The following is a 14,866-nucleotide window of genomic DNA, read 5'->3' as shown; positions in this document are numbered from 1 at the left end:
TTTTTAAACATTTTAACTTTATAACATTAAAGTTTACATCTTTTTTATGATTAAACCATTTTTTGTGTAAAATTAATTTGTATATTTGCACCCTCAAAACTATTGCTTTTGGAATTGTATTTCAACCACTTAAAAGAGATTTTATAAACTTTTATAGCGATGAGATTATTTCAACAATAATAGTTTACCAATAAAAGATTAATAATTTAATACTATTACTTATGAAAAAGAACATCATAAAGTTAACGAAAGGTGTTATCACAATTTCGATATCAGTAGCAATGATTTCATTGGCTAGTTGTAATAAAAAAGAAGAAGAAATAACACAAAAACCATCAGTTGAGAACACTCAAGAACCAAAGAATGAAACACCTGAAACACCCAATGCAGAGACACTAAATCCTCTTCTTAAAGAGTTAGATGTTGTGCTTGTTGAAGGAGGGACTTTCCTTATGGGAAGCTCAACCAAAGATAAACAAAGTCAAGGAGATGAAAAACCTCAACATAATGTGACTTTAAGTGATTTTAAAGTAAGTAAGTACGAAATCACTAATGCACAATATGCAAAATTCTTAACTGCAAAAGGTAATCAAACCGAAGACAGAAAAAAATGGTATCAAGGTTTTGATATTGAACAAAAAGGAGATGTTTTTACACCAAAAGACGGAATGGAAAATCATCCTGTGGTACGTGTTTCTTGGTATGGAGCTAAAGCATATGCTGAATGGTTAGGTGGTAAATTACCTACTGAAGCTGAATTTGAGTACATCCTAAGAGGAGGAAACAAAAGAGTAAACCAAGATGGTATTTTTGCCGACGAAGATGGTATTGGTGATAACATCGGTGATTATGCTTGGTACAGAGCTAATTCGGGTGGAAGATTACATCCAGTTGGAGAGAAAAAACCGAACGAATTAGGGCTATACGATGTTAATGGAAACGTTTGGGAATGGACTGCTGATTGGTACGGATATTACCCAAGTACTGACCAAACGAATCCTACAGGACCTGAGAGAGGAACTTATCGTGTTCGTCGTGGAGCGAGTTTCTCTTGTTTGCACGATAAATGTCGCATTGCTAACCGAGGAACTTACATTGCTCGTGACGGACAAGCAAATATCGGATTCCGTGTTGTTTTCCCTGCGAAATAATATAAAGTTTTATAAAACAAAAAGCCTCAACGAATTTGTTGAGGCTTTTTTTATTCTCCTTACTATTACTTTCTTTGCAAAAACTGTAATTCTACTTTTAAAATAAACAATCTTTTCTTTATACTATATTGTTAAATTTTTAGGATTAAATCTTAAAAAAAAATCGTTTTTATTAAAAATATTTCTACATAAAAATATATTTCATACCTTAGCGGTTCAGTTTGGCAAGAAAATCAGAATTTATAGAAATGATTACTCAATTACAAGGAAAGCTCGTTGAAAAAAATCTAACCTATGTGGTTATAGATTGTGGCGGGGTGGGGTATTTTGTGAATATTACACTGCACACTTTCTCATCACTCCCTGATAGTGAATCTATTAAGCTATACACGCATTTGCAAATCAAAGAAGATTCCCACACACTTTACGGATTTCTGACCAAAGCGGAACGTGAAGTTTTTGTGCTATTGCTATCAGTTTCAGGGGTTGGAGCAAGTACAGCCCGAACGATGCTTTCTTCACTAACGGCAGCCCACGTACGAAGTGCCATCATAAACGGAGATGTAGTTAGTATTCAATCTGTTAAAGGAATCGGAGCAAAAACGGCTCAACGTATAATTTTAGATTTGAAAGACAAAATGATGAAATTACAAGATTTTGAAGATATTCCTCACAACGAACTGAATACCAACAAGGAAGAAGCTCTCGCAGCATTAGAAGTCTTAGGATTTGCCCGAAAACAAGCCGAAAAAGTGGTAGACAAAATTGTAAAATCAGCTTCGGGAGAAATCTCTGTAGAAGAAATTATAAAGCAATCTCTCAAAAGTTTGTGACAATAAACAATAATCAATTGTACGTCTTTCAGTTAAAACAAAAGATTTATGTATAAAAATCTAAAAAATATAACGCTGATGTTGCTCTTTTTAAGTGCAACAGCTTGGGGACAAGAACCTCAAAAAGACAGTGTTAAAGTCAAAAACAACATACCGAAAATCGGGCTAAAAAAACCCGAGAGTATCATTCATAAGTACACCTACAATCCGCAACTAAACAAGTACGTTTACACAGAAAAGTTGGGCGAGTATGACCTCTCTGTCCCGATGTTTTTGACCGTTAAGGAATATGAAAATTTGATGCTTCGTGAGCAAATGCGAGCTTACTACAAAGAAAAATGGGACGCGGTTGATGACAGCAAAGCAAGCGAAAACAAGAAAAAAGTACAACGCGATTTACTCCCCGATTTGTATGTAAATTCCGACTTTTTTGAGAGTATCTTCGGGGGTAGAAATATTGAAATCATTCCGCAAGGGAGCGTAGGAATTGATTTGGGTTTACGCTACACAAAAAACGACAATCCTGCCATAACACCCCGAAACAGAAGCACTTGGGGGCTTGATTTCGACCAACGTATCAGCCTTGGACTTACTGGAAAAATCGGTACGCGTTTGCAACTCAACGCCCAGTATGACACGCAGGCTTCGTTTGACTTCCAAAACGTTTTTAAATTGGAATACGAACCCAACGAAGACGACATTATTCAGAAAATAGAACTGGGAAATATATCTATGCCAATGTCTAACTCTCTGATTACGGGTTCACAAAGTCTGTTTGGAGTAAAAACCGAATTGAAATTTGGGCGGACGACCATCACAGGCGTATTTTCGGAACAAAAATCAGAGCGAAAAACCGTAACGGCACAAGGAGGCGGAACCGTAACCGAATTTGATTTTACAGCTTTGGATTATGACGAAAACCGAAACTTCTTTCTGGCACAATTCTTCCGTGACCAATATGACAAAGCTCTGGAAAATTACCCTTTCATCAACAGTAAAGTACAAATTACACGTTTGGAAGTTTGGGTAACTAATAGGAATAATCGTACGGGAAATATTCGTAACATATTGGCTTTACAGGATTTAGGAGAGGTTCAACCCGAAAATACACGCATCAACCAAAATGCTCCTTCAGGCTTTTTCTCTTCCACCACAAATAATATGCCTACCAATAGTGCCAATCGCTACGACCCAACACAAATTGGAAAAACTTCTATTCTTACAGAAGCTATTCGTGATGTAGCAACCTTGCAGCAAGGTTTTGGAAGTATTTCAGCTATTGTAAATCAAGGGTATGACTATGCCGTGATTGAAAATGCCCGAAAACTTGAAGAAGGCACTGATTACAAAGTAGATACAAAACTGGGATACATCTCACTTAATATCGCTTTGAGCAGTGATGAAGTCCTTGCTGTGGCGTACCAATACACTTACGGAAGCCAAGTATATCAAGTTGGGGAATTTGCCAATGACGGAATCTCGGCTACGAGTTACAACATTTCAGCAAACAATAATGCTATCACAAATAACTTGTTGGTTCTGAAAATGTTAAAGAGTAATCGATTGAGCGTCAAAGACCCTATATGGGATTTGATGATGAAAAACGTCTATTCTTTAGGAACGGCTCAGTTAGACCCTGAGGATTTCAGAATGAATATCTACTATTCCGACCCATCACCCATCAACTATATTACAAAAGTGTCTGATGTGGGCTGGCCTTCGGGTCTGGAAGACAAGATATTACTAAATTTATTTAACTTCGACCGATTGAACAAATACAACGACCCGCAACCCGGCGGAGACGGATTTTTCGACTTTCTTCCCGGAATTACGGTTGATGAACAGTACGGAAAGATTTTCTTCACCAAAGTAGAACCTTTCGGAGAGTTTTTGCACAAAACATTAGGCGGAGGAGATTATTCTGACCCAAGCACTTACAATGAAAACCAACGAAAATACGTATATCCGAGTTTGTATTCCAATACCAAAACCCAAGCTCAGATGGATGGAAACAAAAACAAATTCCAACTCAAAGGACGATACAAATCGTCGGGAAGAAGAGGAATATCATTAGGAGCGTTTAACGTTCCGCGTGGTTCGGTTACGGTTACTGCTGGCGGACGTATTTTGGTAGAAGGTCTTGATTATTTAGTTGATTATCAATCAGGAATAGTTGAAATTACAAATCCGAGTTTGGAAGCTTCAAATCTGCCAATACAAGTTTCGGTTGAAAATAATCTAATTTTCGGAGGACAAACCACGCGTTTTATGGGGTTGAATATTGAACATAAATTCAATGATAAGTTCATACTCGGAGCCTCGGTAGTGAATCTTCGAGAACGCCCATACACTCAGAAAACAAGCTACGGACAAGAATCGGTAAATAATACCATTTTTGGTTTCGGAGGAACTTACTCAACAGAACTTCCCTTCTTAACCCGTTTGGTAAATCGTATTCCTACCATAAAATCGGACGTAGCTTCAAATCTTTCTTTACGTGGTGAATTCGCTTACCTCATTCCAGGAACACCAAAAGGTGATAATTTCGACGGAGAAACGACCGTTTATTTGGACGATTTTGAATCGGCTCAGACAACCATCGACATACGTTCCCCGTTGGCTTGGAAACTCGCCAGCACCCCGCTGGAATTTGGCTCTGGAAGCGGAACACAACCAAGAACATTGTACGGAAAATCACCCGATGACCCTGAGAACCTCAAAAACGGCTATGGTCGTGCTAAAATGGCTTGGTACACTATCGACCCAATATTCTATTCTACACAAAAACCATCGGACATTAGCAGTGAGGAGATTTCAAAGAACAGCACTCGACGTATTTATATTGAAGAAATCTTCCCAGAGCAACAAGTAGCACAGGGACAAACACTTGTACAAACAACTTTAGACCTTGCATATTATCCGAATGCCAAAGGACAATACAACAACAATCCCGCGTTTGGAGCTGCCAATGCCGATGAAAAATGGGGAGGAATTATGCGTGGAATGACTTATTCCGATTTTCAGGAAAGTAACATTGAATACATCCAATTCTGGATGCTTGACCCCTATACATCAGGAGAATACTCAGGGACAGGAGAATTGGTTTTCAACTTGGGAAATATTTCCGAAGATGTTCTGAAAGACGGACGCAAACAGTACGAAAACGGATTACCGGGACTTTCATCTTCATCAACTGTCAATACTTCTTCTTGGGGGAAAACTCCTGGGGCACAATCACTATTGTATGCCTTTGACGCAAGCAGTGAAAACAGAACCCTGCAAGATGTTGGTTTAGACGGACTTCCAAGCTCACAAGAAGCAAGCATATACAACAATAATACAGATTCACCGAACGACCCTGCTTTGGATAATTACGAATATTATCTGGCTCGCAGTGGTGGTATTCTTAACAGATACTACAATTACAACGGAACGGAAGGTAACTCACCCGTTGCAGTGGGTAATAACGACAGAGGCTCAACAACAGTTCCCGATTATGAGGACATTAACGCCGATTTTACAATGAACACGGCAAATAATTACTATGAGTATCGACTTGCCATAAAACCTAATATTTCACGTAGCGATAAATATGTAAACGATATTCGTACAGTTTCAGTGGAAGCTCCTAACGGAAGAAATATCTCGGCACGCTGGATTCAGTTTAAAATACCTATCGCCGAAGGAAAAATGGTACGTGAAGGATACACATTCCCCGTAAGCCCTAATGATGAGATAGATATCATCAATTCCATAACGCATATGCGAATGTATATGACTGGATTCTCACAGGATATGCTACTGCGATTCGGGACGCTGGACTTAGTGCGTGGTGATTGGCGTTATTATAACTACACCCTGAGTAGTGATTTGGACGACCCGACAGATGATAACACTCATACTGAAATCAATTCCGTAAATCTCATCGAGAATGAAACCCGTACACCCATTCCATACGTGATGCCTCCGGGAGTTTATCGGGAAAGAATCAATACCAATAATACGCTCATAGAACAAAATGAGCAATCCCTGTCATACATTGTTGATAACTTAGAATCCTATGATAGCAGAGCCGTTTACAAGGTAATGAGTATTGATTTGAGGCAATACAAGTACATCAAAATGTTCACACACGCTGAGGCTTACAATAACAAGTCACTGAGTGACGGGCAAATGGTTGCCTTTATACGCATCGGTACGGATTTTAACGAAAACTATTATCAGGTAGAAATCCCTCTTCGAGTAACTCCCGCAGGAACGTCCTCACAGGCACTCGTTTGGCCAAAAGAAAATGAACTAATAGTTCCTATGGAAGTTTTAACCAAGCTCAAAGCTATCGGGCTGAGAAACCAAACCTTAAATAACGCCACGTATTATGATGCAAACCTTAACGTAGTATCGGAAAATACGCCTTACGTCTTTGGTGAAAACCGATATGCAATAAAAGGAAATCCTTCACTGGGAAGCATACGCTCAGTAATGATAGGCGTGAAGAACGTATCAGGACATACTGCCAGCGGTGAATTTTGGTTTAACGAACTGCGAGTAGCCGAGCTTTCTAATTCCGGAGGGTGGGCAATGGTAGGTTCATTAGATGCCAATGCTTCTGAACTACTGAATATCTCAGCCACAGGACGTATGAATACCGTTGGATTTGGTGCTGTTGACCAAGCTCCTAACCAGCGAGCTATTGAAAGCACTAAGGAATATGATGTTATGATGAACATCAATGCGGGCAAACTACTTCCAACCAAGTGGAATATGCAAGTACCCGTTACTCTGAATCATTCACAGAAAGTATCTACACCCGAGTACGACCCCGTTTATCAGGATATACGCTTGGAAGATAGGCTAAGCGTAGCCCAAACTGCTCAGGAACGACAAGCCATCAAAGAACAAGCGGAGAATGTTACTGTGCGACGTGGCGTAAACCTAATCGGGGTGAAGAAAAACTTATCAGAAGGACAAAAAAAGCGATTCTATAACATTGAAAACCTGACACTAAACTATGCTTACAATGAAGTAAACCACAGGGATTACGAGCTAAAATACGAAAACGAGCAAAACGTACGGGCAGGTCTGCTATATAATTATGCTTTTGAAGCGAAGCCGTTAGAGCCTTTCAAGAAAATGAAACGCTTTGAAGGTAAGAAATACTGGCAATGGCTATCCGAGCTAAACCTCAACCTGCTACCCGCAAGCGTAATGTTTTCTTCTAATATCACAAGGTCATTCTCAAAACAACTATTCCGAGATGTGTACTTTGAAGGAGTTGATATTACTCAACAAAAGGCTATGCCTGAACTTCAACAGAGAAACTACCTAATGGACTATCAACTGGGTATCAACTATAACCTGACTCGCTCACTGCGTGTGAATTTCAATGCCACAAATAACAGCATCATACGTAACTACTATACGTATGACGCTAACGGTAATGTTTCTGGAACACGCAGGGATGTAGGTCTGTGGGATAATTTCTGGGATTTGGGAGACCCAGACCATTTCTTCTCCAAGTTCCAAGTAAATTACGAGCTTCCGTTCTCGAAGTTCCCATTCCTGCAATTCATCAAAGCGAACTACACGTACTCAGGCGACTTTGACTGGCAACGCGGTTCGCAAACACTATTACAGCTCGCCAAGCACGATATTAACACCTTACAGAACGCTAACACGCACAATTTTACAGCTAATATGACCTTCGACCAGCTCTATCGCTACATAGGCATTAAGCCAAGTGCAAGGACAGAGAAACAGAAACTATGGAAATCATTGGCAACGATGATTAAAAACATTGGTATCAATTACTCCGAGACCAACGGAAAAACGCTCCCAGGCTACACACAAAGCGTTGGCTTCTTAGGAACTACCAAGCCTTCCTTCGGGTTTATGTTCGGAGACCAGTCCGATGTGCGTTACGAGATGGCTAAAAGAGGATATCTGACCAATTTTGCGGACTTCAATGACCAATTCTTACAGTCCAAAGAAAGAAACCTAACTATCACGGCAAACTTGCAACCTATTCCTGATTTGCAAATCACTCTGAAAGCAGGACGCCAATATACCGACAACTACACGGAAACCTTTGAAGTAAGGAACTTCGTGTACAACAAACTTATTGGCAACCAAGTAGGGAACTTCAACATTTCAACCAACCTACTTGCAACCACTTTCGACAAGGTGGACGAGTACTATTCGGCAGGCTTTGAACGTTTCAAGCAGAACCGCATTACCATAGCACGCCGTTTAGCTACCGAGCGAGGCATCAACCTAAACGATGCTAATAACTTGGACAGCGAAGGGTTCCCCAAAGGTTATGGCAAAACCAGTCAAGCAGTAATGATACCAGCATTTTTGGCTGCTTATTCGGGAGAAAACCCTGATAAAGTATCATTGGGAGCTTTTAGAAACATTCCTATACCTGAATGGAGCATTACATATACAGGGCTGATGCGTTTGGAACCTATCAAAAAGGCTTTCAGAAGGTTTACCTTAGACCATAGTTACCGTGCGAGCTATTCTTTAAGCGAATTCAGAACAAATTTGGAATACGACCCGAATGACCTAAACAAGGTAAATGCAGCAGAAAACTTCCTAACAGAAAAGCTATTTACGAATGTTACCTTAGTGGAACAATTTAACCCGCTTATCAGAGCCAATATGGAAATGAAAAATTCCATTAACGTGCTTGCTGAGCTAACGCGTGACCGTACCGTATCCATCAGCTTGGATAACGATTACTTAACTGAAATCATCGGGAAAGAATATAAATTAGGGCTAGGATATCGTATCAAAGACCTACGGTTTGTTACCAAGATAGGTGGCGTGAAAACCACATTAAAAAGTGACTTAATCCTTAAAGGAACCCTTTCGTACCGTGATGAATTTACCGTAATCAGGAATATGGAAGTATTCAACAATCAGGTAACAGCAGGGCAAACGAACTGGCTGGGGAATTTTTCAGCAGAGTATAACCTCAGTAAGAACCTACTGGCATCTTATTACCTGCAATATAACTTCTCGAAATCGGCTATATCCACTGCGTTCCCGATGACTACAATCAGAACCGGACTATCCGTGCGATATACTTTTAATTAACGAAACGATAAGCTAATTACATAAGCCTATATTACAAAAATTCTCCCTTAGATACTTTTTCTAAGGGAGAATTCTTTTTTACACTTGAAACAATAATCCAGTGCAGCAAGCACTTTATAGATAATTCTTGCAAGCAATTTTAGCGGTACTTGTCAAGCTAAGCGAAGTCAAAGCCTTTTATTTTGGTTATGCTTGCTCAGTCTTCAACTACGCTCAGACTGACATTCAGTAACACTTATCAAGCTGAGCGAAGTCAAAGCCTTTTATTTTGGTTATGCTTGCTTAGTCTTCGACTACGCTCAGACTGACATTCAGTAACACTTATCAAGCTAAGCGAAGTCAAAACCTTTTATTTTGGTTATACTTGCTCAGTCTTCGACTACGCTCAGACTGACATTCAGTAACACTTATCAAGCTGAGCGAAGTCAAAGCCTTTTATTTTGGTTATGCTTGCTCAGTCTTCGACTATACTCAGACTGACATTCAGTACTATTTTTACTTCATTTAGATTAACAAATCACTAATGCCTTACTCACTTGCAAATATTTGCTCTAATATTTTAAGTGTTATCAGGTATGTAGGCTTAACTCCTGTGGTACCCAAACCTCCTGATGCTAATGTACTGCCTGTTTCTAACGGATTATCTGACGCATAGTAAGCATAACGCACCTTTACATCTTCACGTATGCTCTTACGTATCTTCGATGCTGACTGAATAGCTTTCTGGTAGTGAACTCCCTCCATTTCAAGCCCAACAACATTCCAAGTAGAGCGAAGGAAATAGCTAAGTACGTCTTTATTCTGTAATGAAGTCCCGAGTACCGTTATCATAGAACCTTCAAATACTTGTAAACCGTGATTCTCAAAGTCCTGCTTTGAAAGCTCATTCTTAAAAGGATAATTATCTGATGTCCCTTCGAATATGTGTGCCGTAGGAATCATCAAATCTCCTTTGCTTCCTTCTAAAATACCTGCTTTTCCCATTATAGAAACTGAGTCCACGTTCATAAAATAAGTGATTCCATCAATATGAAATGGTTTCAAGAGTTCATCAATAGTTTCATAGGCTTGCTCACCAAAGGCGTAGTCCATCACAAAAAGCACTGGCTTATTTGCTGAACTCACAGCATAGGGTGTATCCTTGAAGTCTATCTTCTCTGTATCGAATATCTGTACATCAATGTTTGTCCCCGAAGCATCAGGAATTGATATCATACCATTCTTGTGAGCGTATTCCTTTACCTTTTTACGAAGTTTCTCGTTCTCAGGATTGCTTAAAAGCTCAAATATTTCCATCGGACTTTTGCCCTTGACTTCCGTTTTCAATGCTTTTTCCGCAAAGATACTATTCATTACACTATGCATATTGGCACTGATAATATGTAACGGGCGTGTTAGTAATCCGTTGGCATATAAGGTTTTCTTAATAGTATCTGCCCAGATTTCTCCGTGCAAATGATGCCCTAACCGTTCGCGAAGTACGGTACTGAATGTAATAACCCTTTTTTTATCTTCCAGTATCTCATCTAATGCTAATTTTCCCAGCCAATACACGATATGAATAAACCGCTCGGGCTGTGAAGGTGTAGCAAAGGAGTGATATACTTCCAGAATTTCTTCAAAAGTACGTCCTAAGATATTCCCGATATGTATGAGGGTTGTTTCGCGTTCTGCTTGCGTAAGTTTGTTCTTACTGAACGCCTGTTCCAGCTTTTCCCAATCACGCGACAGCCCCCCTGTCTCTTCTATCAGTACATTTCTGGCTATTTTATGCGATTCTATAAATAAGAACGTTAAATGTGTTAACGCATCATAGATATCTGACCTTCCGCGTGTAATTTCGATATTCATCTGCTGCTGGTCGATGCGATAGCAATTACGTCTTCTTTTTGGAGGGATAATAGGTTTGAAATGCGACTTCCGATAGCCTTCATCAGAAATCAAGTTAATATACGTGCATTGTTCGATACCCTCAGGCAAGCGGTCAAGTACATAGCTCAGCCCGCTAAGTTCTGCTTTGCTTTCGGCAATAGTACCATATATTTCAGGACGAAGCAGCAACAACGATTCACGTAACGCTTCTCCTGATACGCCCATCGGCTTGTAAAATCCGCGAGCAAAGAGATGACGCATTGTAACATACATACGCTCAATAGCATTTGTGGACTCCTGAGCTCGACTTCTCTCTTTTATCTTCATACTGTCTTATCGTTGTGTTTCATCTGTTTTATCTTCCGTCAAGGTAGGCTTGGCAGTAGGTTGCAAAGTTCGCAGCTTATGGGCATTCATCGTGTCGGTTACTAATTTATTCAAAAGAGTAATAAATGTAGCACTTTCTGATGATTGAAATACAGTGTGGCTACTTACTGCACATTTCGTCAAATACCTATATAGCTTAGTGGCTTCCCTCCTTACCTTCTTGGTATTAATAAGCGTGTTTGTTATCTGGCTTTCAGCACGCCCTTCAATGAGTTTTTGGCACTCTTTGTTTACCTCTGCAAGTGAAGTAATGGTTTGCCTTACGCCCAAGGTATTTACATACTGCTCAAACTCGGGTTTGTTAATATCTTTTAGAAATCCTTCGATAGTTTGTGATTTCTGCCTAAGTGGCAAAGACTGAATCCCAGAGTACGTCCTCATATTTTTGTGAAGTACTGAGGCAGCCTCCTTACGCTCTACAATGGCATTTTTTTGTTCAAACCGAAACGAGGAAAGCAGAAAAACAAGATAATTACACCGTTGCTTATCCAGTTCTGTAATGCGTTTGGTTTCATTACTAAAACGATTCTGACGCGTAGCCTCTGTAAGGTCTTCGTGATGTTTTTGAAGCATATCATATACTTCCTGATCCAAACTCAACTTTTCCAAAGAAGCATTCTGAATCAAATTCAGCACGCTTTTCATAAATTGAGCATACTCATCATTATTCAGTTGCTCAAATTTTACTGACTTTACTTCTAAAAGTGTTTTCATATTCTTGAAATTTAAATGAATTAAGATAGTTTCCACAAAGATAGGAAGATAATTTCAATTAACCAAATTTATTTGCAGATGATATATTTTAATGGTTTCAGATATATAAATTAACAGTCCTGCATTACTGTACTTTAGTTTCAGAATATAAAAACAATATTCCAGCATCTCTGGACGATAATTTTAGAATTTAAAAACAATGATTCACCACTATCTGCATTCCGATTTTTACCTCTTAAAAAAACAATCCAGCACCACTGAAATATAATTTAAACTATTCAAAACTATCATTCAGCGATACTGGAATGCCATTAAAAAAATAAAATACCTAAAATTGATTAACTTTCTTCTCTCAACTTATGCTTTTGCACTTGTGAGATATTCTTTTCATTCCATTCTATCTTTTTTACAAAAGGTTTCTTACGGAAAGCACACTGCATATTGCAAATTTCACACGAGAAAGGCTTGCAATCATCCATATGGAAATTAAATTCAACAGTTCTGTCAGTATTTTTAAGTAGTAATCGGATAACTTTTTCCATTTCCTGATGTGCTTCCTGTAAGGAGTAATAGTATGGAAGGGTAATATGTGCATCAATGTGCAGATGAGCACCAAACTGCTGAACCTTCATATTATGTATGTCAATCCATTCGGCACATCTGTTCGCTTTGAGTACCTCCACGATTTGCAGTAAAAGCAGTTCGTCCCTCTCGTCCATAATACCGCCTAAGGCTTTACGAACGATTTTGTAACCTACCACTATGATATACCCACCAAATAAAAGAGCTACAACGGCATCCAACCAAAGCCAGCCTGTCACATAAACCAGCAGTAAGCTCAGTACTACACCGATGGTAGATATAGTATCGCTCTGCAAATGCTTTCCTGAGCTTATTAGCACTAAGGAATTTTCCCTCTTTCCTTTCCTCCAGGATATATATCCCATTATGTAGTTAATCACGGCGGTAGCTCCCACAATACCGATTCCCCAATCCAGCTGCCGGAGCGATATGCCAGTAAGCAAGGAATGAACCGACTGGATGATGATAAGGAGTCCTGCAATTACTATCAGAACGCCCTCAATGCCTGCTGTGACGAACTCCACCTTCCCGTGCCCGTACGGATGGTCATTATCTCTGGGCTTGGCTGCCAAGTACAGTGAATACAACCCCATAAACGCCGAGACTATATTAACGGTACTTTCCATAGCATCAGAAAACACTGCGTCAGAATTGGTCAATCGCCACGCAATAAGTTTGCCGACAAATAAAGCAACGCCAACAAAGGCTACAAGTCTCTGAAAGGAAAGGGATTTGTGCATTAATCAGTTAAAATCAATATGTTTGCTTCTTGTTGAAGTACTTGCTTTCCATTTCGGCTGCCTCCAACAGGAAGTTGTGCATCTCGTAATTATGTATGAATGGTTTTAGCTTCTCGCTTCCCGGACCGAACATCGCCAGCTCCACATAATCCGACGAGTGATTCATACTTATCCAGCCTACGGAGGTGTGTTCCTTCTGTATCTCTGCCAACAGACGGAAAGGTAGATGCTTGTGATTGTAAAGCCCGTCCTCCTTGCCTTTGTCTAAGTAATATGCTTGCAATGCTTTAGCTTGCTCGTCAGTGAGTTTCATATTCCCGAAGTTCTCTGCCATTATGTCTTTTATGAAGCTCGTTGAGCTTTCTGGGAGTATATTGTTAAGTACCCATTCGTTTGTATGTCTGAAATGTTGCAGATTGTCAAAGTTGTCATTGCAATTCTTACCATAAATCAAACCAGGGTTGGCGTTACCGTGGTCAGTAGTTATAACTACAAGTGTATTTTTGTCCTGTTTTGCAAACTCAATGGCTACGCCCACAGCCTCATCAAATGCAAGCTGGTCAAAAAGCAATGCACCAATGTCATTCCCGTGAGCTGCCCAATCCACTTTACCTCCTTCTACCTGTAACACAAAACCCTCTTTATGGTCTTTCATTAGTTCTATTGCTTTTCTAGTCATCTCTGCTAATGTTGGGCGGTTGTGTAAAGCCTTATCATACTTATAATCCAATGAGTACGGAAGTCCTTGACTATCAAACACGCCTAACAGGGGCTTATTTTTAGGTGCCTTTTGCATCTGTACTTTATCTCTGGCAACGGTAAAACCACTGTTTAGGAACTCTTTGTACAAGTCTCTCTTTTCCTTTCTGTGGTCTGGACTGAAGTAATCGTCACCTCCGCCCATCATTACATCAAATCGTAAGTCCAAGTATTTCTCAGCGATTTCTGGCTGAGCGTTTCTGGCTTTGCTGTTCACACAGAAACCTGCCGGTGTAGCGTGGGTAATCATCACGGTAGTAACACAACCCACTTTCTTTCCGCCTGCTTTAAACTTCTGCAAGATGGGCGTGTACACCTCACCGTTAGCTCCTATGTTAAGCCTGCCGTTCGGGACACGATATCCGCCACCCCAAGACGAACTTGCAGCAGCCGAATCCGTCACCACAGAGTTAAGCGATTGCATATCCATAAGGGCTTTCGTGGCTAAATTTTGTTGGTAAAGGTTTATCCAGTTGGAAGGCTTGCCTAAAATTCTCCGTGAGTACAAATCAGCCATTGCAAGCGTTCCCGAACTCATTCCATCACTTACCATATAGATGATGTTTTTAGCTTTTTTGCCTCTAAATTCCTCTTTAACAGCATTAGCTCTTAAATCAAACGGAGATATTAGCACACCTCCCAGAGTTGCTAACGCTCCTTTTTTGAAAAATGACCTTCTTTTCATACAAATATTTTTTTTGAATAGTTTGTACTTCAATGGTTTATCCAC

7 protein-coding genes are annotated in these 14,866 nt (G+C 39.8%); 3 read left to right on the top strand and 4 right to left on the bottom strand.

The window, feature by feature from the left end; genetic code table 11:
• Nucleotides 1-221 precede the first annotated feature (221 nt).
• From CGC58_RS06710 to sov, 3 genes are all read left to right on the top strand, one after another.
• Nucleotides 222-1,151, top strand: a complete 930-nt coding sequence (locus CGC58_RS06710; RefSeq protein WP_095896023.1) for a formylglycine-generating enzyme family protein — start codon at nt 222-224, stop codon at nt 1,149-1,151.
• A 248-nt stretch (nt 1,152-1,399) separates the two neighbouring features.
• Nucleotides 1,400-1,984 (top strand): Holliday junction branch migration protein RuvA, encoded by a 585-nt coding sequence (gene ruvA / locus CGC58_RS06705; RefSeq protein ID WP_095896022.1) that lies wholly within the window; start codon nt 1,400-1,402, stop codon nt 1,982-1,984.
• Nucleotides 1,985-2,062: 78 nt separating this feature from the next.
• Nucleotides 2,063-9,082, top strand: a complete 7,020-nt coding sequence (gene sov / locus CGC58_RS06700) for a T9SS outer membrane translocon Sov/SprA (protein WP_232748882.1) — start codon at nt 2,063-2,065, stop codon at nt 9,080-9,082.
• 528 nt (nt 9,083-9,610) lie between these two features.
• Here the strand turns inward: sov and CGC58_RS06695 are convergent.
• The 4 genes from CGC58_RS06695 to CGC58_RS06680 all read right to left on the bottom strand — a co-directional run bounded on the left by CGC58_RS06695 (nt 9,611) and on the right by CGC58_RS06680 (nt 14,821).
• Nucleotides 9,611-11,281, bottom strand: coding sequence for a DUF6909 family protein (locus CGC58_RS06695; protein WP_198540710.1), 1,671 nt, complete (start codon nt 11,279-11,281; stop codon nt 9,611-9,613).
• 6 nt (nt 11,282-11,287) lie between these two features.
• The gene (locus CGC58_RS06690; RefSeq protein ID WP_095896019.1) at nt 11,288-12,055 is read right to left on the bottom strand and encodes a DUF6261 family protein; all 768 of its coding nucleotides are present in this window, start codon (nt 12,053-12,055) and stop codon (nt 11,288-11,290) included.
• A 338-nt stretch (nt 12,056-12,393) separates the two neighbouring features.
• Nucleotides 12,394-13,377 (bottom strand): cation diffusion facilitator family transporter, encoded by a 984-nt coding sequence (locus CGC58_RS06685; RefSeq protein ID WP_095896018.1) that lies wholly within the window; start codon nt 13,375-13,377, stop codon nt 12,394-12,396.
• Between the two features lie 13 nt (nt 13,378-13,390).
• Nucleotides 13,391-14,821, bottom strand: coding sequence for an alkaline phosphatase (locus tag CGC58_RS06680; RefSeq protein WP_095897146.1), 1,431 nt, complete (start codon nt 14,819-14,821; stop codon nt 13,391-13,393).
• Nucleotides 14,822-14,866: the final 45 nt, after the last annotated feature.

It is taken from the genome of Capnocytophaga stomatis, assembly GCF_002302635.1.
Lineage (GTDB): Bacteria > Bacteroidota > Bacteroidia > Flavobacteriales > Flavobacteriaceae > Capnocytophaga > Capnocytophaga stomatis.
This window is presented reverse-complemented; position numbering and strand designations above follow the sequence as displayed.